The sequence below is a fragment of the Arthrobacter sp. Sr33 genome, assembly GCF_054511195.1.
On sequence record NZ_JBTNDD010000002.1, the window covers coordinates 295,247 to 319,014 of the forward strand.

Consider the following 23,768-nt stretch of genomic DNA (forward strand, 5'->3'; position numbering starts at 1 on the left):
GGGTCGACTGTTTCTACAACAAGTTCGCTGATGCGGTTACCTCAGGATTAGTCCGTCAGGATCCGCGATAGGTACCGGGCTACCGCCCGCACCGCCGACATCGACGTCGGGTAGTCCATTCGGGTTGGCCCAAGCACTCCTACCTTGGCCAACGAGTCGGGACCGTATCCGGTGGCAATCACCGAGGCTTCAGCGAGGCCGCCGTGCGGGTTCTCCCGGCCGATCCGCACCGAGACGCCAAACGCATCCTGCTTCATTTCGGAAAGCAGGCGAAGCATTACTACCTGCTCCTCCAGGGCCTCGAGCACCGGCCCGATGCTCAGAGGAAAGTCTACGGTGGATCGGGCCAGGTTGGCTGTACCAGCCATCACAATCCGGTCATCCCGGTTGATACCTGCCAACTGTTCGAGCGCCCGCGCCAGCACGGTGCCCGCCCTGCGTTGCTGGAACGACAAGGCTCCCACGGCGAGTGCGAGTTCCTGCGGAAGGGACGCCAGCTTGGTGCCGGCGACGGAACCGAGGAAGTGCTGCCGAAGCTCGGCGAGGGATGATTCGGGCACCGGTTCGGGCAGCGGGACAACCCGCTGCTGGACTGTTCCGTTGGTCGCTATGAGCACCACCAGTACCTGGTTGGGCGCCAGTAGGACGAACTCCAGGTGCCGGACGGCTGCGCTACCCAGATGTGGGTATTGGACCACCGCCACCTGATTGGTCAGGTGGGAGAGCAGCCGCACTGTCCGGTCCATGACGTCGTCGAGATCCTCTGCCTCCTCCAGGAGCGCCTGAATGGCGCGCTTTTCGGCAGCAGACAGAGGCTTGACCTCGGAAATCTGGTCGACAAACAGTCGGTAGCCCTTGTCGGTGGGGATGCGACCCGAGCTGGTGTGGGGCGCAGTGATCAGCCCCTCTTCCTCCAGGACAGCCATATCATTACGGATGGTGGCCGATGATACCCCCAGCTGATGCCGCTCCACGAGTGCTTTGGAGCCCACAGGCTCGCGGGAATGCACATAGTCCTCGACGATGGCACGCAACACTTCAAGTCTGCGTGGTTCGCTCACTTTTCACCTCCGCACACGTTTACTGTCTCTTCCGGCAGATCTGGCACTCGACACGCCCAAGTGCCAAGTCTAGTACGTTCGAAGGGATTGTTAGCATTGAAAATCCCTGGCCGGACCGTCCAGCGGCGAGTCGGGAAGTGAGCAACAATTTTGTCCAGTTATGAATGGGGCGCCCAGGACATCTCAGCCCCCCGCCAGGTTTCCCTGCCAAAGGTTCCGGTCAGCCGGGGCCTGGTTCTGGAGGATGTGCGGAGCGGTTACGTTGGCGCAGTGGTCCGGGTGGAGAAATCTGGTGGCATGCACGTCATGGTGCTCGAGGACCGGCGCGGCAGACTCAAGACTTTCCCGCTCGGGTTCGGATTCCACGTCGACGGCGGGCCCGTTGAGGTGGTGGCACCCGCGCTGGCACCACCAGCGCCAGCCCGCAAGGTGACGGCGTCGGGATCGGTCAAAGTGGAGGGCGCCCGCGCGAGGACCGCCCGGGCCAGCAGGATCTGGGTGGAGGGACAGCACGATGCTGAGCTGATCGAAAAAGTGTGGGGCGACGATCTGCGTCTTGAGGGGATCGTCGTCGAGCCGCTGCACGGCGTTGACGACCTTGCCGGGATGATCCGCACCTTTAGTCCTGGACCGAACCGCCGGCTCGGTATCCTCGTCGACCATCTGGTAGCGGGGTCGAAGGAACAGCGCATCGCCCAGGAAGCCATGAAGGTTCCGGGAGCCGCCGCCAACGTCCTGGTGGTGGGACACCCGTATGTCGATGTGTGGCAGGCAATCAAGCCGGCGGCCGTCGGGCTCACCGCGTGGCCGGTGGTACCACGGGGCCAGGACTGGAAGACCGGAATACTCGCCGGTCTCGGCTGGCCGAACGCCGACAAGGCAGCGGTGGCACATGGCTGGAAGCGGTTGCTGGGGTGCGTCAATAGTTACTCCGACCTTGAGCCGTCGCTGCTCGGGCGGGTCGAAGAAGTGATCGATTTTTTGACCCCTCCCGGAGATTTCGACGCGACAATTTAAGCCCCAGTGCACGTTTGCTGGCGACGAAGTATCCTAGATAGGAAGGCTCCTGATCAAGGCTGCCCCGAAGCAATAGAGGATGTTCAGTTGTCTAACCCCGCCGACCAGCACGGACACCACGGATCCGAGGACGGCCACGGCCAGCCCCGATCCGCTTTTGAGGGTGCCCCGGCGAATGCCCTGCCTCTGACCGCGACGGAAGACCGGCAGTGGGCAACCCTGTCGCACTTCGGGGGAATCCTCGGTTTCATTCCGTCGCTGCTCATCCTGCTGATTTTCAAGAACCGGGGACCTTTCACCGCCCAGGAAGCGCGGGAGGCGTTCAACTTCACCTTCCCGCCGACGGTGTTGGCGTTCGTGGCCTGGCTGCTCTCCCTCTTGCCAGCGGTCGGCGGCATGTTCGCCGTCGTCAACGCCCTGATCTGGGTGGCAATCGCCGTATCCTCGGTCATTGCCGGGATCCAGGTCAACCGTGGCCGCCCCTACCGGTACGCGTTCAACCTGCGGCTCTTCCGTTAGGAGCCTAGTCGGGTAGTAGCCTGCGGACGACCGCGTCGGCGAGCAACCGGCCCTTGCCAGTGAGCGTGATCGTTCCGGCGAAGGCCTCCGCTGCAACGATCAGTTCATCAGCAATCAATCCGGCGACGGCGAGCCGCCCTCCTGGGTGCAGCACCCGGGTTGGTAGGCCCTCGCGCAGCCTGGCGCGAAGCATCACGTCCTCGGTGTAGCGGGTCTCCGCGTCCAGGATTTCGCGGCCAGCGGCCGGTGACACTCCGGTTGAGAGGCGCTGGGCGTAGGCGGTCGGGTGCTTCACATTCCACCACCGCACACCGCCCAGATGCGAGTGCGCGCCGGGACCAGCTCCCCACCAGTCGTCGCCACGCCAGTAGGCAAGATTATGCCTGCACTCGTCCGCAGGTGTGCGGGCCCAGTTGCTCACCTCGTACCATCCCAGTCCGGCGGCTGCCATCGCGCGTTCGGCCAGGGCGTACTTCTCGGCGTGATCGTCGTCGTCGATGTCGGGCACCTCGCCACGGCGGATCCGGGCCGCAAGTTTGGTGCCGTCCTCGATGATCAGTGCGTAGGCAGAGACGTGGTCCGGACCGTAGGACAGCGCCGCGTCAAGGGTCTGCTGCCAGTCGGCTGCGGACTCCCCCGGGGTGCCGTAGATCAGGTCAAGGCTGACGCGCAGCCCGGCTTCCCGCGCCCATTGCACGGCCAGTGGCACCCGTTCGGGCGCATGGGTGCGGTCCAGTACCTTCAGCACGTGCGGAACAGCCGACTGCATCCCGAACGACACCCTGGTGAAACCCGCCTGCGCCAGCACCGCAAGTGACTCGGGCGTGACCGAATCGGGGTTGGCCTCCGTGGTGACTTCAGCGCCTGGTGCGAGCCCCCAGTGCCCGACGGCGGTGCGCAGCACCGTCGCCAGATCGGCTGCGGGGAGGAGGGTGGGAGTGCCGCCGCCGAAGAACACTGTCGATAGCTGGCGTGGCGCGGTGCCGGAAGTGGTCAGGACACCGGCTGCGAGGTCCAGTTCAGCGCTGACCGTTGCGGCATAGCGGTCTTGCGATGCGCCCCCACCCAGTTCAGTGGCCGTGTAGGTGTTGAAGTCGCAGTAGCCGCAGCGCACGGCGCAGAACGGGATGTGGACGTAGAGCCCCAGCTTCCGGTCGGCGCTGCCGATGGCGGCCTGCTCCGGCAGCAGGCCGCTTTCCGGCGCTGGCAAGCCAAGAGGGAGGGCACCTGGCATTGCTACTTCTTGACCTTGTCCTTGGACTCGTCGGTGGTGAGGGCTGCGATGAAGGCTTCCTGCGGGACTTCGACGCGTCCCACCATCTTCATCCGTTTCTTGCCTTCCTTCTGTTTCTCCAGAAGTTTGCGTTTACGGGTGATGTCACCGCCGTAGCACTTCGCGAGGACGTCCTTGCGGATGGCCCTGATGCTTTCCCTGGCAATAATCCGTGACCCGATGGCCGCCTGGATGGGGACCTCGAACTGCTGCCGTGGGATGAGTTCACGCAGCTTGCCGGTCATCATGACGCCATAGGCGTAGGCCTTGTCGCGGTGGGTGATGGCCGAGAACGCATCGACCTGCTCGCCCTGCAGCATGATGTCGACCTTGACCAGGTCGGCGACCTGGTCGCCGTCGCTCTTCCAGTCCAGCGAGCCGTACCCGCGGGTCCGGGATTTGAGGATGTCGAAGAAGTCGAACACGATCTCGGCCAGTGGCAGTCGGTACCGGATCTCCACCCGGTCCTCGGAGAGGTAATCCATTCCGCCCATCACGCCGCGCCGGCTCTGGCACAGCTCCATGATGGCACCGACGAACTCGGTGGGCGCCAGGATGGTCGCCGAAACCATAGGCTCGCGGACCTCGGCGATTTTCCCGGTCGGGTACTCGCTGGGGTTGGTCACGTGGACCATCTTTTTGTCCTCGAGTGTCACCAGGTATTCCACGTTGGGTGCCGTGGAGATCAGGTTGAGGTTATGCTCGCGCTCGAGCCGCTCCCTGGTGATCTCCAGGTGAAGGAGCCCGAGGAAGCCCACCCGGAACCCGAAGCCCAGTGCCGCGGAGGTCTCGGGTTCGTAGACGAGCGCTGCATCGTTGAGCATCAGCTTTTCCAGCGCGTCGCGAAGCACCGGGTAATCGGTGCCGTCCAGCGGGTACAGACCGGAGAAGACCATGGGCTTCGCATCGGCATATCCGGGCAGGGACGCCTGGGCGGGCTTGGCCAGGTTGGTAACCGTGTCACCCACCTTGGACAGCCGGACGTCTTTCACACCAGTGATGAGGTAGCCGACCTCACCCACACCAAGCCCCTTGGATGGGGTGGGCTCCGGGGAGCTGACGCCAATTTCGAGGAGCTCGTGACTGGCGCGGGTGGACATCATCTGGATCCGCTCGCGGGGATGCAGCATGCCGTCGACCACGCGGACGTAGGTGACGACACCGCGGTAGGTGTCATACACGGAGTCGAAGATCATCGCCCGTGCGGGGGCGTTGGGGTCACCAACAGGAGGCGGCAGGTCCCTGACAATCTTGTCCAGCAGTGCTTCGACCCCCATACCGGTCTTCCCGGAGACCCTGAGGACGTCGCCGGGATCGCCACCGATCAGGTTCGCCAGCTCGGCAGCATACTTCTCGGGCTGGGCGGCGGGCAGATCGATCTTGTTCAGGACCGGAATGATGGTGAGGTTGTTCTCCATCGCCAGGTAAAGGTTGGCCAGTGTCTGGGCTTCGATCCCCTGGGCGGCATCGACCAGCAGGATCGCCCCTTCGCAGGCCGCGAGCGACCGGGAAACCTCGTAGGTGAAGTCAACGTGGCCTGGCGTGTCGATCATGTTCAGCGCGTGGCTGACACCGTCGAGTTCCCAGGGCAGCCGCACCGCCTGGGATTTGATGGTGATGCCACGTTCACGCTCGATGTCCATCCGGTCCAGGTACTGGGCCTTCATGTCACGCTGCTCGACGACGCCGGTGAGCTGCAGCATCCTGTCCGCCAGGGTGGACTTCCCATGATCAATGTGCGCGATGATGCAGAAGTTTCTGATAATCGCCGGATCAGTGGCGGCGGGCACCGGTGAGGTGCGGGCCTTGGGTGACACTGGACATTCCTTACTGTTGCGAGGGCTGCTGCGCGGCAACCGTTCCAACTACAACGACAGGGTTTGGAGCGAGGTGAACCCACCTCTCGGGCGGGTTTTGTTAAACCAGCCCCGGTTAACAGTCTCCCACGAGCTGGCGGGTGATCTGGAATTGCCTGGACTGGCCAAACTGTATCCTTTACCGCATGTCATTTGATTCCCGATCCTTCCTGCGGCTGGCCCGCACCGTTGTGCGGGCACTGCAGCCGCCGAAGCGGCAGTCCGGCCCTGCCCGGAAACCAGCCGCCTACCCTGGTGATTTCACCGGCACCCCGAAGGTCAGCTATTCGCCCCGAGCCGATAATGTCCCGGATGCGGGGGAAATTGTCTGGGCCTGGGTGCCCTATGAAGAGGACCACCGTCAGGGCAAGGACCGCCCGGTCCTGCTGATCGGCAACCACCGGGGCAGGGTGCTGGGACTGACGCTGACTAGCCGGGACCGGAACGGAACCGGCGGATCGGATCCGGCCTACGTCGATATCGGGTCCGGCTCGTGGGACGTCAAGGGCAGACCGAGCGAAGTGAAAACCGACCGGATCATTCAACTGGCACCGGCGGATGTCAGGCGGATCGGTGCTGTACTCCCCCGGGCGCAGTTTGATCGTGTGGTGGCGCGGCTGGGCTGAGTTATTGTGGCTGCCCAATTTTCCATGCGGGACCTTCCACATGCGGCGCCGCGCTCAGACAGACCGGCTGCCGGGACTAATCCGTGCATCTCTGGTAATCTAGACAGCTGTGTGTCCGCGCAGGTCGACGGGCACTTTAGTCCAATCGCCTACGGTATCCCCACGCCGCTCAGTCATTGGTTGAACTGAATTACCCTCACGACCAGTCCGCAATACAAAGAGAGTTCTAAATACGTGGCAAATATCAAGTCCCAGAAAAAGCGCATTCTCACCAACGAGAAGGCGCGCCAGCGCAACAACTCGGTTAAGTCCGAGCTGAAAACGGCCATCCGCGCCGTAAACACTGCGATCGGCTCAGCTGACAAGGAAGCTGCAACCAGCCTCCTCCAGTCGGCAAGCCGCAAGCTGGACAAGGCTGTCAGCAAGGGTGTCGTGCACAAGAACAACGCAGCGAACCACAAGTCTGCGATCTCGAAGAAGGTCAACGCTCTCTAACCAGAGCCTGATCGTTCGACGATTTCCAGATGGCTGGCCTTCGGGCCAGCCATCTGTCGTTTAACCGGTTGATCCCCTCGCCTTACGCGCCTTCGACCGACCAACGCCGCCTAAAACGGCTGCCGCGCCACATATAACTACAGCGCGAGACGGTAGGTACAGCGCGAGACGATACCTACCGCGCGAGACGGGTCAGGCGCGGTACGTTCAGGTCGCAGAGAGTGCAAGCGGGTGCGCAGTGACTCGGAGCGCTGTCCGGGCCTAGCGGCACTTCAGACCGTACTGAGCCGCTAGCCGCGGCCAGCGAGGGCGATGGTGGTGACTGCGCGTTCGACGGCGTACACCGGGTCCCGGGAGGCGCCCTTCACCTGGGCATCGGCTTCCGCGAGCACCTGAATGCACTCAACCAGACCTTCGGAACTGAAGCGCTGGGCGTCGCGTCGGGCCTGGTCTACTTGCCAGGGCGCCATCCCGAGCTCTTTTGCTAGCTGGGCGGAGCTCCCCCGCACCTGATGGACCTTCGCAACGGCCCGGACCTTCATCGCAAGGGCCGCCGTCAGGAGTACTGGATCGGCGCCGGTCGCCAGGGCATGCCGGAGCATTGACAGGGCCTGTCCTCCACGGCCAGCCAATGCCGCGTCTGCCACCTTGAACCCGGTGACCTCCACCCGGCCGCCGTAGTACTTCTCGACGGTCTCCTCGGTGATTTCACCGGCCGTATCAGAAATCAATTGTTGACAGGCTGCCGCCAGCTCGGCGAGCTGGGACCCAACTGCTGCCACCAGCGCCCGCAGGGCTCCACCGCCGATCCGCCGGCCCGCGGCCCTGAACTCCTCGACAACAAAGTCTGTCTTGTCCGAGTCCTTCTTCAACGGCTGACAGTCGACAACGGTTGCCCCGGAAGACTTGAGTGCGTCAAGAAGCTTCTTGCCACGGTTTCCGCCACTGTGATGCATCACCAGCACGACATCGGGGGCAGGATCGGCCAGGTATCCGAGCGTGTCCTGAAGAAAGTCGTCGTTCATCTGGGCGAGGCCGCTCACCTCGATCAATTTGGCCTCCCCGAACAGGGATGGGCTCCCGTGGATGGTGAGATCGCCTGCCTCGTACTTGCCGGCGTCCAGCTTCACGTCTTCAAGGTCTGGACGTGCATTCCGCAGGCTGCGACGAATGCGTTCGACTGCCTGGCCGGCGGCATACTCCTCGGGGCCGCTGAGCAGCACCACTGGTGCGGGTACAACGGTTCGCCAGTGCATCCCTGAGCTTCCAGCTGATTCCCTGCGGGATGCGGCGGGCCTGGAAGTCACGTAGTTGCTCCTGGTGGTTGGTAGATGGAACGAGTCCTCAGCGTCAACTGTGCCACGGGCGGGACCTGCGGCAAAGCGGACAAGCGGGTCAACGGTGGACGCGGAGTGAGTCGTCCTGAATGGAAACCAGAAACGTTCCCAGCTGGTCGGTTCTGGCCACGGTAATCCCCGCCGCAGACAATCCGGCAGTGATAGTTGGGTGTGGATGCCCGTAGTCGTTATCCCGGCCAGCGGAAATCAGGGCGAGCCGTGGTTTGAGGGTGTGGGCCAGGTCGAGCCCACCGTTGCGGGCACCGTGGTGGGCTACTTTCAGGATCTGCACCCCCCGCTCATTGAGTCCGGGGCTGGCTCTCAACATGGCACGCGCCGCGTCCTCCTCCAGATCACCAGTCAGCAGGACGGCCACATCGGGGGCGGCGTCAGTGTCGATGACGACGTCAAGCACAGCGCTGGAATTATTCTCGGAATCTATTGGTGCTCCGGCCTCTGGCCAGAGCACCGTCCAACTGACGCGGCCATAGGAGCCACCGTCGCCATGTTCTCCAGTCATGCCGGCAATGAGCCGCTCGGGTGATACCTGTTGCGCAGGGACCGCGGTGACAGTCGTGGGAAGTGCCGGTTCTGAGGAGGAGTACAGGATTCTTTGCACCGTCCTGTCCCTCGGCACTCCTTCGATTCCACCATAGTGATCGGCATGGAGGTGGGTAAGCACGAGCAGTTCCACGGTGTCGACCGCCAGCCGGTCCAGACAAGCGTCGACGTCGTCCGGTTCGGGGCCCGTATCGATGAGGATCACGCTACGTTCGCCGGTCCGGACAGCGAAGGCGTCGCCCTGCCCGACGTCGCAGGCAGCAATGTGCCAGGTTCCATTGTCTGGTCGGCCCGGGGGCCACAGGCTGACGGCGGCAAGGCCCGCCACACAACCTACCGCTAGCCACAGCAGGGCACCGATCCTGCCGTGACCGGAATGGGCTTCGCTCCGGTTTGACCCGCGTGAAGGGTTCACCTTCGTCGACCTGCCTGGGCCGGGAGTAACAGTCCGGCGCCGGGGGCTGAAAGTCACCGCCAGCACGATTGCCGCCGAGAGCATTCCGGTGAGAATCACTCCCACCGGACCGCCTACCCACGGCAGGGTCGCCCCGGGCGCCGAGGCGAAGAAGGTTGCAACTGCGCCTACCCACGCTGTACCCCAACCGGCCGCCAGGACCAGGGGTACCGCCAGCGGTTCCGCGACGGCGATCAACGCGACAGCCGCCATCCCCACGATGGTGACGAACGGTACCACCGGGCTGGCTGCGAGGTTCGCCGGAATCGAGTACAGCGGGAGAGTTGGCTGCAACAGCGTCAGGATCGGCGCGCAGAACAGTTGCGCCGCAATCGGAACAGCGACGAGCTGGGCGACCAGCAGCGGCATGAAACGGCTCAGCCTCAATGCCAGTACCGGACCGAACAGGATCAATCCGGCCGCGGCGGCAACGGACAGCATGAACGCGAAGGAGGCGTGCAGCCAGGGATCGATGGTAAGGAGGACCACCACGGTGAGCAGCAAAAGTGCCAGCGGCACTTTCCCTCGCCCGGATAGCACCGCTGCAACTCCGATGCCGCCCATCAGCGCTGCGCGCAACACACTTGGCTCGGGTCGAACCAGGATGACGAAACCAATCAGTGCAAGGATGCCCAGGACCGCCGACGGGAGTCGCGGCAGTCTCAGAGCGCGGGCACCGAGGAAAACGAAGGCCAACAGGTAGCTGCAGTTGGCACCGCTGACCGCTGTCAGGTGGGTCATCCCGGTGGTTTGCATATCTGCTGCCAGACTTTCGTCCAGTGTGCTCCGGTCGCCGATGACCATGCCTGGCAGCAGCCCGCCCTCCCCCGTCAGCCGGGAAGAAAGCTGCGAAAAGTCAGTTCTTAATTCGGCTGGAACGGTAGTCCAGCCGGCAGGCGAGGTCACCTGCGGGCTGGTCGCGGCGATGAGCAGTGCGGCTGCCCGGTCGCCGGGTTTGGTGGGTAGCAGGCGCCCGGCCGTGCGCACCGAGTCAGACGCGGCGACCGGCTGCCAGGACGCCGGGCCAATCACCACCACCGGCGTACCCGCCGTGAACCTGACCCCGTCAAGCGTTCCAGCCGTCAACGTCCCTTCCACCATAAACCGGGAGGATCCGGTAAACCGGTCGGGGCTGATCATCACTGCATCCGACGTCGCGTGCACAACAGCGGTGATCGCGGACTGCTCCTGGACCGCAGTCGATACCGGGCCGGAGGTCCGTGCGGCAAGGCTGGCTGAGGCGGGCGCGCAGACCAGGGTAGCGATGGCCAGCGGCACCACACAGGGTACCGCCACCCGCCTGACTCTGCCCGAGGCAAGGCAGCCGATCACACTGCAAAGGGCCAGCGTCGCCAGCACAACGGCGCCGAGCAGTGCGGAGGAGGCGTCCAGCCGGACCACCCCTGCTGCCGTGATCCACGCCACCGCGGCGGCAGGCAACAACCGTAAGTCCCGGTGACAGGGTTCGATAGCGCCTGTTCGGGTGTCCCTACCCCGCTTCTCCCGCAGAAACCTCTTCCGCCAGCTCGCCAGCGGGCCGATCGGTGTGCTTCGACTGCGCGCCGCCGTCAGGGTCCCTACCGCACGGCCCGCTATAGTGCCGCTCCCAGGGACGCTTGCCACAGGGTCGGTCGCAGCAGCACCGCTCACCACCGGTGCGTCGCCTGTCTGGGCGCCCCTTCGGGCGTCCGCCCCCTCCGTCGCGGCCCGGACATACCTCGTCCAGTTGTGCCGTGGTCTCATGACCTAGACACTGACCAGTGGGAGAAGTGCAGCGAGCATGGCCTCACCGATGCCTGGCACTGCGTCGAGATCTTCGGGCCGGGTGAACGCCCCGTGTGCGGCACGCCATTGGACGATCCGCTCTGCCAGCACCGGGCCAATCCTCGGAAGTGTCTCCAGTTCGTCGACTCCAGCCGTGTTGATGTTCACCGGGGCCGCCGGGCCAGTGGAACCCAGAGGATTCGCGGGCGACCCGCCGTTGGCTGCGCCTTCGGGCGCAACCGGAGCCGGGGTCTCGCCCTGCAGGGGTACGCGGATCTGCAGACCATCCTGTATCTGAGCGGCCAGGTTGATTGCGGCGAGATCGGCGTCGGGGAGTGCTCCCCCGGCCTGATCGATCGCCTCAAAGACGCGGGATCCTGAGGCGAGTTCAACAATTCCGGGGCGGGTCACCGCACCCGCAACATGGACGAGCAGCCGCCCGGAGGCTGCCTCCTCCCCCGGCGGCGGAGCCCCTGAGCGCGGTGCTCCAGCTGGCTGCGCCCCGGCAGGCGGCGCACCCGAGGACAGTGTTCCCGAAGACAGTGTTCCCGAAGACAGTGTTCCCGAAGACAGTGTTCCCGAAGACAGTGTTCCCGAAGACAGTGTTCCCGAGTACGGTGCACCTGACGGCGTGGGTTCCGATGAGGCTGGTGCACCTGATGCGTGGGCCGGAGGTGTCTGCTGCCCGGCAAGCGGACTATCCAGCGCGACCGAGGTGATCTCAGGTGCCGGCCCGCCCCGGAGCAGGAAAAGCCCGAAGGCGATCGCAAGTGCCAGACCAAGCACCACGAAGGATACGCCACGACCGATTGCCCACCGGCGCCCACTATCGGCTGGCGGACCGGGCGGGTCTAAAGCCTCGAAATCCTCGTATCCCTGGGAGGGATCAGCAGCCCCGATCGGATCCGGTCGAAACCCCAAGGCGCCGCGGGGCGGTGGGCTGGTTACCCAACGATGTCTGGCCATGGGTCGAGCCTAGGATTTACCGCCAGGGGAAGGAGACCGTACGGCTGCGTATGTGGGTAAACCCAGTAGCAGTCAGTCGGCAGTGGACGGTCGAGCGTCGCCGTCGTCGTCAATCCGCCCTGCCACGGCGATAGCGATGACTCCCAGCCCGGTGTGGGCAGCCAGCACTGCCGGGAGTTGCGCCAGGACTGTCCGAACTTCGGGGTGGCGCTCCTGGAGGTTCAGTGTCAGCTCCTGCACCTGGGATTGATTGCCGAAGTAGTGGAAGGCGACCACGGCGCCGGGCCTCCCGGCAAGGTCCGCTTCCACCAGGTCCAACAGGCGGGCGGTAGCTTTGGGCAGGGACCTCACTTTTTCGAGCGGCAGGATCCGTCCCTCCTGCACACTGAGGATCGGTTTCACCGATAACAGTGTTCCCAGCATGGACGCTGCCGTGCCAATCCGGCCCCCTTTACGAAGCTGCTCCAGGCTGGGTACCAGAAATCTGAGCGTCGACGAATCACAGACCGCGCGCGCTACCGCTGACGCTCCAGCAAGGTCGACCCCGTCACGCGCAGCCGCCTGGGCCGCCGCCACACCGAAACCCATCGCCATCCCGACCGTCCGGCAGTCGAGCACCTCCACCGGGATGGAGACGGCTGCCGCCGCCCAGCGCGCCGCGTCGGTGGTCCCCGATAGGTCGCCCGAGAGGTGCACCGAGAGGATTCCCGTCGCTCCGTCGGCTTCGAGCCGCCGGTAGACGCTCTCGAACTGGCCCGGCGACGGCCGGGACGTGCGCACTTCGGCGCCTTCGGCCAACGCCACCGACAGCGGCCCGGTCAGGTCGTCGGTGCCCTCACCGAAGATCCGTCCGGCGATCATCACCGGCATGGGCACGACGACGACGCCACGCGCGGCACCGCCGGCGGCCAGCCACTCGGGCGGTATGGCCGCAGCCGAGTCCGTCACCACAGCGATGCGGGACGGTGCGGCGGCCTCCTGCGCGGCACGGGTTCCCGACGGACGGACCCACAGTCGCTCCAGCCACCTCATCGAGTACCAGGCCGCAGAGCCGGTTTTTGCCGGCGTCCGTGGTGCCTGTTCCGCGGCCGACGGGCGTGGTTCAGCCAGCACCGGAACCCGCTGTCCCGGCGGAGACTTCACTGCTGGAGACTTCACTGCTTTGTCGGCCCGCATGGGTTACTCCGGAACGATATTGACCAGCTTCGGAGCCCGCACAATGATCGTCCGGATTCCCCTGCCGTCGAGGGTCTTCTGGATCTGGCCACTGGCCAGCGCCAACTCCCGCAGCGCGTCCTCGGTGATGTCCGGGGACACCTCCAGCCGGTCACGGACCTTGCCCTGCACCTGGACGACGGCCACCACAGTCTCCTGCACCAGCAGCGACTCGTCCACCGCAGGCCAGCCCGCTGTTGCCACCGAGGCCGGATGCCCCAGCCGGTTCCACAGGTCCTCCGCGGTGTAGGGGGCGAAGAGGCTCAGGATGATCGCCACCGCCTCCGTGGCTTCGCGGACAGCCGGATCGGCGCCCCCGACGCCCGAGTCAATCGCCTTGCGGGTCGCGTTGACCAGTTCCATCACGCGGGCGATGACCACGTTGAATTTGTTGCCCTGCAGCAGGGCAGCGCTGTCCGCCACGGTCCGGTGGGTGATCGACCGCAGCGCGCGGTCTCCGCCTGAGACGTCGACACCGGGCGCACTGGTGACGTCCAAGCCCAGGCGCCAGGCACGGGCCAGGAACTTCGACGAACCCGACGGCGAGACATCCGCCCAGTCGACGTCGTCCTCGGGTGGGGACGCGAACACCATGGTCAGCCGGATGGCGTCCACACCGAACTTGTCCAGCTGCTGGCTCAGGTCCACGCCATTGCCCAGGGACTTGCTCATGGCCTTGCCACCGTTGAGCACCTGGCCCTGGTTCAGGAGCGCCGAGAACGGCTCGGTGAACCCGATCAGTCCCAGGTCGAACAGCACCTTGGTGAAGAAGCGGCTGTACAGCAGGTGCAGAATGGCATGCTCGACGCCGCCCACATACTGGCCGACGGGCAGCCAGCGGTTCACGGCGTCGGTATCGAACGGCGCGTCAGTGGTATCCGGTGAGGCGAACCGCAGGAAGTACCAGGAGGAGTCGACGAAGGTGTCCATCGTGTCAGTGTCCCGCTGGGCGGGCCCGGCGCACTGCGGGCAGGGCACATTAACCCAGTCCGCCACGGCGGCGAGCGGTGAGGTGCCCTTGGGGGACAGATCGCCGCCGCGCAGGTCTTCCGGCAGCGTGACGGGCAGCTGGTCGTCCGGGACCGGTACCTCGCCGCAGGTGGCGCAGTGGATGATCGGGATGGGGGTGCCCCAGAATCGCTGCCGGGACAGCAACCAGTCGCGCAGCCGGTAGTTGACCGTCTGCTCGCCGGTGCCGTGCTCGGCGACCAGGTCGATGGCGCGGGCAATGGCTTCATCCTTGCCCAGCCCGTCCAGCTCACCGGAGTTCACCAGGGTGCCGTCGCCGGTGGTGGCGATCCCTGACACCGCCGGATCCTCGGCACCGGTGTCCACCACCATGCGGACCGGCAGGTCGAAGGCACGGGCAAAGTCCAGGTCGCGCTGATCGTGGGCGGGCACGGCCATGATGGCGCCGGTGCCGTAGTCGGCCAGCACATAGTCGGCGGCCCAGACCGGCAGTTTCTCCCCGTTCAGGGGGTTGATCGCCCAACGTCCGGTAAACACGCCGGTTTTTTCGCGCTCGGTCGACTGCCGCTCGATCTCCGACAGGGACTTGATGCCCTCCCGGTACTCCTCCAGTTCGGCCCGGTGGGCCTCGGTGACCAGGTCCAGGGCCAACGGGGCGTCTGCCGCCACCACAAAGAACGTGGCGCCGTGCAGCGTGTCGGGTCGGGTGGTGAACACGGGAACGCTCTGGGCCGGCTGACCATCGGCCTCCTCGATGACGAAGTCGACGTGCGCACCCTCGGAGCGACCAATCCAGTTGCGCTGCATGGCCAGCACCCGCTCGGGCCAGTGACCGCGCAGCTGGTCCATGTCGTCGAGCAGACGATCCGCATAGTCGGTGATTTTGAAGTACCACTGGTTGAGGCTCTTCTTGGTGACGGGGGTGCCGCAGCGCTCGCAGGCACCGTTGACAACCTGCTCATTGGCCAGCACCGTCTGGTCTTTCGGGCACCAGTTGACCGGAGAGTTTTTGCGGTATGCCAGACCCTTCTCGAAAAAGCGCAGGAACAGCCACTGCGTCCACTGGTAGTACCCGGGGTCGGACGTGTGCAGCCGACGGGACCAGTCAACGCTGATCGCGTAGCGCCTGAACGAGTTCGCCTGCGTCTCGATGTTGGTGTAGGTCCACTCCGACGGGTGCGCGTTGCGCTGGATCGCCGCATTCTCGGCGGGCAGCCCGAACGAGTCCCAGCCGATCGGGTGCAGGACGTCGAACCCCTGCTGCCGGTAATAGCGGGCGACGACGTCGCCCATCGCGAACGCCTCGGCGTGCCCCATGTGCAGGTCACCTGAGGGGTACGGGAACATGTCCAGCACATACCGGCGCTCCCGGGAGCCGTCGTCGGCGGGCTTGAACGGCTGGAGCCGGTCCCACTCCGCGGGCCATCGGGCTTCGATGTCAGCGAAACTGTAGGTGTTCTCGTCCGGTTGCCCGGCGTCGGGTTGCGTGCTCACTGTTGTTGCCCTGTCCTCTTGATCAATTGCCCCTAGACACACAAAAGCCCCTCAGCCAGGGAGGGGCATGCCACACGGTTGACCGTGCGGCTAGCTAAGGAGTAGTACTACAGACATGGGACCCACTCTAGCGCAGATTGGCGACGGCGACCGGTGGCGCGGGTTACGATGATTCTGGTACGCGCGCCCGCAGGTCGCGCACTGCCATGCCGAGGCGGAATGCGCCCCCGGCCTGATCGGCCACCGGCCCCGCAAGGGGAATACCCACCTGACTCAGGATCCGATGACGGTGGCCCGTCGCATTGTGAGGCACGATCGCATGACACAGCTCTTTCCCACAGCCGATCCCGCTCCCGCAGACCTGGGGGACGACGCCGTCGCACTGGTCCGCCGGTGGCTGCACCTGGATGACGTCCGCCGCCCAGAACCGACAGTCACCCGTGGGTCGCGGTCGGCGCAACTGCTCGCCGAGGTACTGAAGGACGACGCCGGGCTGCAGTTCACACTCGGCTTCGTTGACCGGGTGATCCGGCCCGAAGACAACGCGGTCGCCGCACGCAACCTCTCGAAGCTGGCACGGCAGACGCCGTCGTTCCTGCCCTGGTACATGCGCGGCGCGGTGAAGCTTGGCGGCGCGCTCGCCCCGACGCTGCCCGGCATCGTGGTCCCGGTGGCGCAGCGGGTGCTCCGCGAGATGGTGGAGCACCTCATCGTCGACGCCCGCCCACAGAAGCTCGGCAAGGCTATTGCCGGTCTGCGGGGCGAATCGGTTCGACTCAACATTAATCTGCTGGGCGAAGCGGTACTCGGTCACGAAGAGGCAGACGCACGCCTCGCCGGGACCAAGAAACTGCTGGCCCGCGACGACGTCGACTACGTCTCCATCAAGGTGTCCTCAGTGGTGAGCACCATGAACCTGTGGGACTTCCACGAGACGGTGGAGCGGGTCGCGGAGCGGCTCCTCCCCCTGTACCGGTTGGCTGCCTCCTCCCCGGCGCCGAAGTTCATCAACCTGGACATGGAGGAGTACCACGACCTCGACCTGACCGTCGCCGTGTTCAAGCGCATCCTCGATACCGAGGACCTGCTGCGCCTCGAAGCAGGGATCGTGTTGCAGGCCTACCTGCCGGACGCGCTCGGCGCGCTGCAGGACATCACCGGCTGGGCCACCGAGCGTCGTGCCCGAGGCGGTTCGGCGGTCAAGGTGCGGCTGGTGAAGGGCGCCAACCTGGCCATGGAACTGGTCGACGCGAAGGTGCACGGGTGGGAGCCTGCCACCCTGCCCTCGAAGGAAGCGACCGACACCAACTACAAGCGCTGCCTCGATTGGGCGTTGCGTCCGGACAACGCGGCAGCGGTCAGGATCGGCGTCGCCGGTCACAACCTGTTCGATATCGCTTTCGCACGCCTGCTCTCAGTGGCGCGCGGGGTCGAGGACCGGATCGAGTTCGAAATGCTGCTGGGCATGGCTGAGGAGCAGGCGGAGGAGATCAAGAAGGACGTCGGGTCGCTCCTGCTGTACACGCCGGTGGTCCACCCGGCCCAGTTCGACGTCGCCATCAGCTACCTGATCCGCCGGCTCGAAGAAAATGCCAGCCAGGAAAACTTCATGTCGGCTGTCTTTGAGCTGAACAAGAGCCCTCACCTGTTTGAGCGTGAGAAGCAGCGCTTCCTCGCCTCACTGGCGGCCGTGGATGCGGTGGTGCCGGGTCCCAACCGGGCACAGAGCGTCGACCGGTTCGTGGAATCCGCACCCGGCGAGTTCGCCAACCAGTCCGACTCCGACCCGTCGCTGCCCGTCATCAGGGACTGGGCCACCGAGATTCTTCAGCGGGTTCCAGGGTCGACCCTGGGGGTTGAGTTGGTAACGGCGTCCTGGCTGGACACCAACGACGACGTCGAGCGCACCATCGCTGCGGCCCTTGCCGGCCAGCAGGAATGGGCGTCCCGGACCGGGGCCGAACGGGCCGAGGTGCTGCGGAGCGCAGCGGCTCGACTCGCGGCGATCCGTGGTGACCTGGTGGAGGTTGCTGCCAGCGAGACGGGCAAGACGGTTGCCGAGTCCGATCCAGAGATCTCCGAGGCGATCGATTTCGCCAACTATTACGCACTGCTTGCCGAGGAACTGGACCAGGTGGAGGGCGCCGAGTTCGTGCCTGCACGCCTGACGGTCGTCACCCCGCCGTGGAACTTCCCGGTGGCCATCGCCGCGGGGTCGGCTCTGGCCCCGTTGGCGGCGGGCAGCGCCGTCGTCGTGAAGCCTGCACCGCAGGCCAAGCGTTGCGCGGCAGTGCTGGTCCAGGCGTTGTGGGACGCTGGGGTGCCCCGCGAGGTGCTGCATTTCGCGGATGTTGAGGAGGGGCCGGTGGGTCAGCACCTCATTTCGCATCCGTCGGTGGACCGGGTGATCCTGACCGGCGCCTACGACACGGCGAAGTTGTTCCGTAGCTGGCGGCATGACCTGCCGTTGCTGGCCGAGACCAGCGGCAAGAACGCGCTGATCGTCACTCCCAGTTCGGACCTCGATCTTGCCGCGGCCGATGTCGTCAAGTCCGCGTTCGGTCATGCCGGGCAGAAGTGCTCGGCTGCGTCGCTGGTGATTCTCGTCGGTGCGGCCGGGAAGTCGGCGCGGTTCCGCAACCAGTTGGTCGATGCAGTGGCGTCGCTGAAGGTCGGTTACCCGGAAGATGCGGCTACCGAGATGGGTCCTGTCATCGAGCCTGCTGAGGGGAAACTGCGCGACGCGCTGACTACGCTTGGCGAGGGTGAAACCTGGCTGGTCAAGCCCAAACAACTGGACGAGACCGGACGGTTGTGGAGCCCCGGCGTCCGGGCGGGCGTGAAACCGGGCAGCTATTTCCACCTCACCGAATTCTTCGGTCCGGTGCTCGGCGTGATGCACGCGGACTCGCTGGCACAGGCGATCGAGTGGCAGAACGCCAGCCCCTACGGGCTGACGGCAGGCATTCACACCATGGATGGCGATGAACTCGCCCAGTGGCTGGACGCTGTTCAGGCAGGCAATCTGTATGTGAACCGCGGCATTACCGGTGCAATTGTTCAGCGCCAGCCGTTTGGTGGCTGGAAGCGTTCGGCTGTCGGGCCGGGTGCCAAGGCTGGTGGCCCCAACTATCTGATGCACCTGGGCAGCTGGAACCCGGTTGAGCTGCATCCCGGGAATGTTCACGCTCCATTGAGTGAGCCGGTGCGGGATCTGCTGCACGCAGCCGACATCCCCGCCGTCGACCAGGGGTTCCTGGCCAGGGCCACCGCGGACGATCAGCGTCATTGGGTCCGGTCCTTCGGTGCCAACCGCGACGTGTCGGACCTCGGGGTGGAACGCAATGAGTTCCGCTACATTCCCGGTGCTGTGACGGTCCGGCTCAACGAGGCCGGAACCCTCGCCGGTTTGGTCCGAGTGCTTGCTGCTGGCCTGCGTGCCGGTGCCTCCCTGCGGGTTTCGACGGCTCACCCGCTACCGCCGGCGCTCACCGCGGCGCTCTCGGCGCACAACATTGAACACGGCGTGGACGACGACGCCGCGTGGCTGAAGCACGCACCCACGGCTTCGCTGGGCCGGGTCCGCCTCATTGGCGGCGGCTATTCGGAACTGTGCGCGGCCACCGCCGGGGATCCGGATGTTGCCATCTACGCCGGACCCGTCACCGAGTCGGGTCGGATCGAGATGCTGCCGTTCCTGCACGAGCAAGCTGTGTCCATTACGGCTCACCGGTTCGGCAACCCGGACAGCGTCTCGCACACGGTGCTGGCCTAGGCGCGTTTGCTTGGGGTTGTACTTGCCCCTTTCGTTTATCCCCTCCGCCGAGGTGTGCATAAGGGCAGTCACGGGAAACGAGTGCTCCTGCTATGAAACAGAGCCCCTTCCGGTCCGGGAATCCTCGCATATACATCTGCTTGGACCCGCACCACGGCTAGACGTGCACTGATGCCCATGCACGAACTCCCGAGTCACCCGTACTGTCCAATACGCTTCTTATCGCCGAGGGCAGCCCCGCAGGGGCTGCCCTCGCCTTGCTCGCAAACTCGTCCAGTTCGGCCGGATACGGCAGTGTGAGGATGGGATTTTCAACAAACTCGTCAAATATAACCGCTATATGCTCCGCCAGATCACGAAGCTCTGCGGCACGTCCAGCATTCTGAGCGGAGGAATCTGCGCAGATAGCAGCAATCTTCTTAAAAGTCGTTGAGAACAGCTCGGCATCACGAGACAAATCAGCAACGCGATGCTCCTCGGCTCGGGACCCTCCGTACAACGGAGATCGCTCAAAATCTGTTTCACTTACGTCGTCAACCGCAAGCCGGCCAATAGGAATGTCATCAAAAGAATCACGGCTTCTAACCTTCTCCGATTCAATAGTTTCATCCTGCTGATTGCACCACCAAATCGCATCCTCGACCTTATCATCGACATCGGCAATTCCATAAATACTCTCGTTATCGACTCCAAAAGGAGTATCTGGAACATATGCACTCGGATAACCTGAATCGAAAGTAGCATCATTGATGTCCATCCTGGCGTCCATACTAACAACACCTTCGAAATTCGGACAACCAATAATATAAAGAACGTTCAATAGATCAAGGTTGACTACGGCGGAAATATCCTCGAGGAGTGGAGAATGGAAAATCATTAACTCTTCAACGGATGTCAGCGGCGCAATCCTAGTCAAATCGACATAAGGCCAGTCTCGCAGAATCAAGGTTTTGATTACCAAAGGAGAAAATACTGCGATATCGAGGAAATCTGCGTCACATAGTTCCAAAACACTCAGCCGAGGAAAATCCCGGAGGACAGCACTACCTACAAGGCGAACGTCGCCCCCAATCGAAAGTTTCTCAAGCTCGGCAAAACAAGCCAGAAAGCCAATGGCGATCTGACATTCAGTATCCTTTGCCGAGGTGATGCGAAGACTCTTGGTGTGAAAAACCAAATCTAAAGGCGGCAGTGTGGCTGAGTTGATAATTACTAAAGAATCAATAAAACGGAAACGTGATAAAAACGATCGAAGGTCTTCTGAACCAAAGTTTCGAAGCGTGGCACGACGAACTCGCCGATCCAGTTTTCTAATTGAATCCCAATCGAATACTCCATCATCCAGTTCGAATACTAGGTCAAACGTTTCGTGGATAAAAACCGTACTGGATAACTGCCGTTCGTTTCGAATGACCACCAAAAAAGACTCGCCAGGTTTCAACGGTTTAGAAAATAGAGCTTTCGCATAGGACTCGATGTTCCTCCCTCGCCACCCACTCAGGATCATGTTTCGGTAAAGAATAATATCCGCTACGGGGAGTCCACTTAGCAATTCAAGCGCCCGCGTACCTGGGGTATCTATCAACAAGCCTATAAGTAAGCGACGGGCCTCGGGCAGTGATTCCCTCTCTATCGATTTTCCGATCGAATCGACCCCTGCGTCTCCGATCGAAACAAAAAGAGAGTAGTTTTCCGGGTCGCTTGGATCGACGTATTCATCGAAGCTTTTATTTATGGTCTCAGAAAGTGAAATATCTAATTCGCAAACCAGCGATACACATTTCAACGCGGCAAGTATTGCTATCGCCTGGGTCCTGTCCTGATACGGCAACAATTCAAGAAGCGCACCTGCAGAATTGTTTCGTCTTCTAGGGGGGAGTTTCAAGAGACACCAACGCATCACCTCCATCCACTGGTCCAAACTGGTACTTGCGACTAGTTCGTTCTCGAAGTCATTTGAGGAGTAGAAGCAACCAGCTAGATACTCAGAAATAACGGGGGTTGAAAAGGCCACATCTCCGTTGGCGAGAGACTTCAATATTCCAGTACGTTCTATAAGCGAGTCGAGAATTTCACCTTCTCGGTAGTCTTGCAAGTTTTCGTTTCCCGGTTGAGCGGCAAATTGGGAGACTAATTTTCGAACAGCCGAGCGTGTTTGTTGGAAGTTCCCAGCCCGGAAACACTGGTTTGCCAAGGCCTGGACTAGCGATCTTGATTGGTTCAGTCCGAGTATAGCTAAGCTGTGGTTACGCTCCATGTCGCGCCTAGCAAGGAACATGGCAAGTAGGTCGTCAAGTAGTTCAGGGAGATTGAGTCTGAGAAGTCGTCCTTGCATTACTGAGCAGACTGCGATGCAAACCATAGGATTCTGGGCGAGGATCCGAAGAACCACGTCTTCTTCTATTTGGCAAATTAGCTCCAACGCGCTCACACTTCGATTTCGGTCGACCGAGTGGGTGGCTGCCGAGTGCCAACGTGAAACTAGTTGGCCTAGGAAGGTGACGTCAGCCACTGGGTGCAGATGATACAAACTCCCGGTAATTGGACTCTGGTCGTGGCTGACCAAGGACGAACGGAGAGTCAATACAATTTTCAATCCCCGACGGGCATACTTTTCGTTGAGTTCCTGCAGCCAAACAAGTACTCGGCTTCGCTGGGGCGCCCCTATTTGGTCAAGTCCATCGACAACGATTAGCGCCTTGCCAGCTTGAACAAGGTCCGACGCCCACCCATCCGGCCTGTCCATTGGAAGTGCACCGATATACGGTTCACCTAAGTCGTGAACGCTAAGGTTTTCGCTATTCGATCCAAGTTCGACAAAAAAGGGAACCAACATGTCTGATGTATCGTTACAGAGAAGGTTGTGGCGTGCTTGCTCCATGATGATCCATTTGGCAAGTGAAGTCTTTCCGTGCCCGGGCTCTCCGAGAATAGTGAGGAAATCACTTTCGTCAAGTGCTTCTTGGGCTGTTCGCTTGATTGGGGCTCCCATGTCACGGACCAGCAATAGCGTCGGCGCAACGAAGGTGTTGGAGAATCTATACGTTTGAGGTAATGGGTCCACATCAAATCCATATACTCGAACCTCGTCAAGTAGACGAATAATTATAGAATTATAGTATTTTGTGAAAATGTAGAAGTCTTTTTTGATTTTATATTTATCAGCTTCACCTTTTTGAAGAGTCGCCGCAACGTCCCCTGATGCAGTTTGTAGGTAGTTGAGGGTTATTCGAAGTGCTCTATTCGCGAAGTCAGGATTCCTCTGGATCTGTAGGGCGACTTCTAGGCAACTCCGATCCAACAAGACGCGGCTAGCGTGCGCCCCTGAATCGGACATCAGAACCAGCTTTTGCTTCCAATCGCGTGTCTCTGACACCCTTCTAGCAAAGTCACCGGGATTTGTCAGAATTGACACAAACTTGTCGTCGTCCGACGCCACATCAATCACATCTCTGACTGCATGGCACGCGGACATGATGTCTCCCTCATCCAGCCCAGGACATTCGTGTTGTAAGTCCGCCATTAGTGCAGTCGAAAGAAGATCTTTCGATGCTTTAGACAAATACTCTCCAGCGGTGTCCCTGGACCGGTATGCCGCCCAGACGTCGACCGCATCTCCAACAGTTCCAGTTACAGCTTCAATCCCGAAAAGGCGCCCCAGAAGGTTCGAGACTGCTTTTGCTACCGTCGTTGTCTGTGACGTGCTCATGAAAGCATGATGCCACAGGGATACACCCCTACCGTCGACACGCGGGAAAATAATCCGAGCCTTGCGCGTGGTTGATTCCGCCCGCGCTCATGGAACCCTTGATTGATGTTGGATTTTTTCACCGTTTTCCTATTGTTCGACCGGTCTTGGTCCTAAACCCGCTACAGCTTGTGAAGGCCTGCACCGAGCCCAGGGGTATCCAGCCAGATGACGGACCTAGTATGCGCTCACAATCTCGAGCAGGGTGGCCAAAAAGCCCCCGCCGATCCTTCGACAAAACCCCCGGTCATCTCTGCACGCTTCTGTCGGAAAACTGCGCGGATCACTATCGCAGAGCTGCTCCACGCCAGGCGAAGCCGACGGGTTTCGTGAGAACCCTTCTTCTACAGCGCTCGAGACTCAAGATCAGCGATCGACTCCGTGCTGCATTTCCGGACCCACGGGTACCGATACTTACAAAAGACCACCGATGCGCAGTCGATAAGATTCTCTCTCATGGCGAAATCCGACGGGGCCCACCGCGACTTGTCGGGTTTGAGGTGGAGCATAACGAGTTCCGTTACGTTCCCGGTACTGTTACCGTCTGGCCCAAAGAAGCAGGCATCTTGGCCGCTTTCGTGCGGGTGGTAGCCGCAAGACTGCCTGCGGGCGCTACGGTTCGAGTTTCGTTGGTGACT

At 62.5% G+C, this 23,768-nt stretch carries 14 protein-coding genes; 5 read left to right on the top strand and 9 right to left on the bottom strand.

Annotated elements, in window-relative coordinates; translation table 11 throughout:
* Positions 1 to 47: 47 nt before the first annotated feature.
* A complete protein-coding gene (gene hrcA, locus ACX80T_RS04270) occupies positions 48 to 1,061 on the bottom strand; it encodes a heat-inducible transcriptional repressor HrcA (protein WP_019482776.1) in 1,014 nt (337 codons plus the stop codon).
* A 150-nt stretch (positions 1,062 to 1,211) separates the two neighbouring features.
* Between hrcA and ACX80T_RS04275 the strand changes: the two genes are divergently transcribed.
* Entirely contained in the window at positions 1,212 to 2,078 is an 867-nt protein-coding gene (locus ACX80T_RS04275; RefSeq protein ID WP_019482777.1) for a DUF3097 family protein, read from the top strand.
* An 87-nt stretch (positions 2,079 to 2,165) separates the two neighbouring features.
* On the top strand, positions 2,166 to 2,597 hold the full coding sequence (locus tag ACX80T_RS04280; protein WP_024475925.1) for a DUF4870 domain-containing protein: 432 nt from the start codon (positions 2,166 to 2,168) through the stop codon (positions 2,595 to 2,597).
* Between the two features lie 4 nt (positions 2,598 to 2,601).
* Here the strand turns inward: ACX80T_RS04280 and hemW are convergent, their stop codons facing one another.
* Positions 2,602 to 3,831 (bottom strand): radical SAM family heme chaperone HemW, encoded by a 1,230-nt coding sequence (gene hemW, locus ACX80T_RS04285; RefSeq protein ID WP_024475926.1) that lies wholly within the window; start codon positions 3,829 to 3,831, stop codon positions 2,602 to 2,604.
* A gap of 2 nt (positions 3,832 to 3,833) precedes the next feature.
* Positions 3,834 to 5,687 (bottom strand): translation elongation factor 4, encoded by a 1,854-nt coding sequence (gene lepA / locus ACX80T_RS04290; RefSeq protein ID WP_459303788.1) that lies wholly within the window; start codon positions 5,685 to 5,687, stop codon positions 3,834 to 3,836.
* Between the two features lie 185 nt (positions 5,688 to 5,872).
* Between lepA and ACX80T_RS04295 the strand changes: the two genes are divergently transcribed.
* Positions 5,873 to 6,352 (top strand): type II toxin-antitoxin system PemK/MazF family toxin, encoded by a 480-nt coding sequence (locus ACX80T_RS04295; protein WP_024475927.1) that lies wholly within the window; start codon positions 5,873 to 5,875, stop codon positions 6,350 to 6,352.
* Between the two features lie 234 nt (positions 6,353 to 6,586).
* Positions 6,587 to 6,847 (top strand): 30S ribosomal protein S20, encoded by a 261-nt coding sequence (rpsT, locus tag ACX80T_RS04300; protein WP_019482781.1) that lies wholly within the window; start codon positions 6,587 to 6,589, stop codon positions 6,845 to 6,847.
* A 290-nt stretch (positions 6,848 to 7,137) separates the two neighbouring features.
* Here the strand turns inward: rpsT and holA are convergent, their stop codons facing one another.
* The 5 genes from holA to leuS form a co-directional block, all read right to left on the bottom strand.
* Positions 7,138 to 8,103 (bottom strand): DNA polymerase III subunit delta, encoded by a 966-nt coding sequence (gene holA / locus ACX80T_RS04305; protein ID WP_459303886.1) that lies wholly within the window; start codon positions 8,101 to 8,103, stop codon positions 7,138 to 7,140.
* 139 nt (positions 8,104 to 8,242) lie between these two features.
* A complete protein-coding gene (locus tag ACX80T_RS04310) occupies positions 8,243 to 10,642 on the bottom strand; it encodes a ComEC/Rec2 family competence protein (protein WP_459303789.1) in 2,400 nt (799 codons plus the stop codon).
* A gap of 303 nt (positions 10,643 to 10,945) precedes the next feature.
* A complete protein-coding gene (locus ACX80T_RS04315; RefSeq protein ID WP_459303791.1) occupies positions 10,946 to 11,929 on the bottom strand; it encodes a helix-hairpin-helix domain-containing protein in 984 nt (327 codons plus the stop codon).
* 72 nt (positions 11,930 to 12,001) lie between these two features.
* Positions 12,002 to 13,105 (bottom strand): DegV family protein, encoded by a 1,104-nt coding sequence (locus ACX80T_RS04320; RefSeq protein WP_459303792.1) that lies wholly within the window; start codon positions 13,103 to 13,105, stop codon positions 12,002 to 12,004.
* A 3-nt stretch (positions 13,106 to 13,108) separates the two neighbouring features.
* A complete protein-coding gene (gene leuS / locus ACX80T_RS04325; RefSeq protein ID WP_459303793.1) occupies positions 13,109 to 15,607 on the bottom strand; it encodes a leucine--tRNA ligase in 2,499 nt (832 codons plus the stop codon).
* 319 nt (positions 15,608 to 15,926) lie between these two features.
* Between leuS and ACX80T_RS04330 the strand changes: the two genes are divergently transcribed.
* Positions 15,927 to 19,382 carry a bifunctional proline dehydrogenase/L-glutamate gamma-semialdehyde dehydrogenase gene (locus ACX80T_RS04330; protein WP_459303795.1) on the top strand — a complete coding sequence of 1,152 codons (3,456 nt, stop codon included), beginning with the start codon at positions 15,927 to 15,929 and terminating at the stop codon, positions 19,380 to 19,382.
* 157 nt (positions 19,383 to 19,539) lie between these two features.
* Here ACX80T_RS04330 and ACX80T_RS04335 read toward each other — a convergent pair whose 3' ends face one another.
* The gene (locus ACX80T_RS04335; RefSeq protein ID WP_459303796.1) at positions 19,540 to 23,091 is read right to left on the bottom strand and encodes an NACHT domain-containing protein; all 3,552 of its coding nucleotides are present in this window, start codon (positions 23,089 to 23,091) and stop codon (positions 19,540 to 19,542) included.
* Positions 23,092 to 23,768: the final 677 nt, after the last annotated feature.

Coding starts and splice junctions, on each gene's coding strand:
- hemW (WP_024475926.1), bottom strand. CDS start 3,831: ATGCCAGGTGCCCTCCCTCTTGGCTTGCCAGCGCCGGAAAGCGGCCTG.
- ACX80T_RS04335 (WP_459303796.1), bottom strand. CDS start 23,091: ATGAGCACGTCACAGACAACGACGGTAGCAAAAGCAGTCTCGAACCTT.
- ACX80T_RS04330 (WP_459303795.1), top strand. CDS start 15,927: ATGACACAGCTCTTTCCCACAGCCGATCCCGCTCCCGCAGACCTGGGG.
- holA (WP_459303886.1), bottom strand. CDS start 8,103: ATGCACTGGCGAACCGTTGTACCCGCACCAGTGGTGCTGCTCAGCGGC.
- ACX80T_RS04295 (WP_024475927.1), top strand. CDS start 5,873: ATGTCATTTGATTCCCGATCCTTCCTGCGGCTGGCCCGCACCGTTGTG.
- ACX80T_RS04320 (WP_459303792.1), bottom strand. CDS start 13,105: ATGCGGGCCGACAAAGCAGTGAAGTCTCCAGCAGTGAAGTCTCCGCCG.
- ACX80T_RS04315 (WP_459303791.1), bottom strand. CDS start 11,929: ATGGCCAGACATCGTTGGGTAACCAGCCCACCGCCCCGCGGCGCCTTG.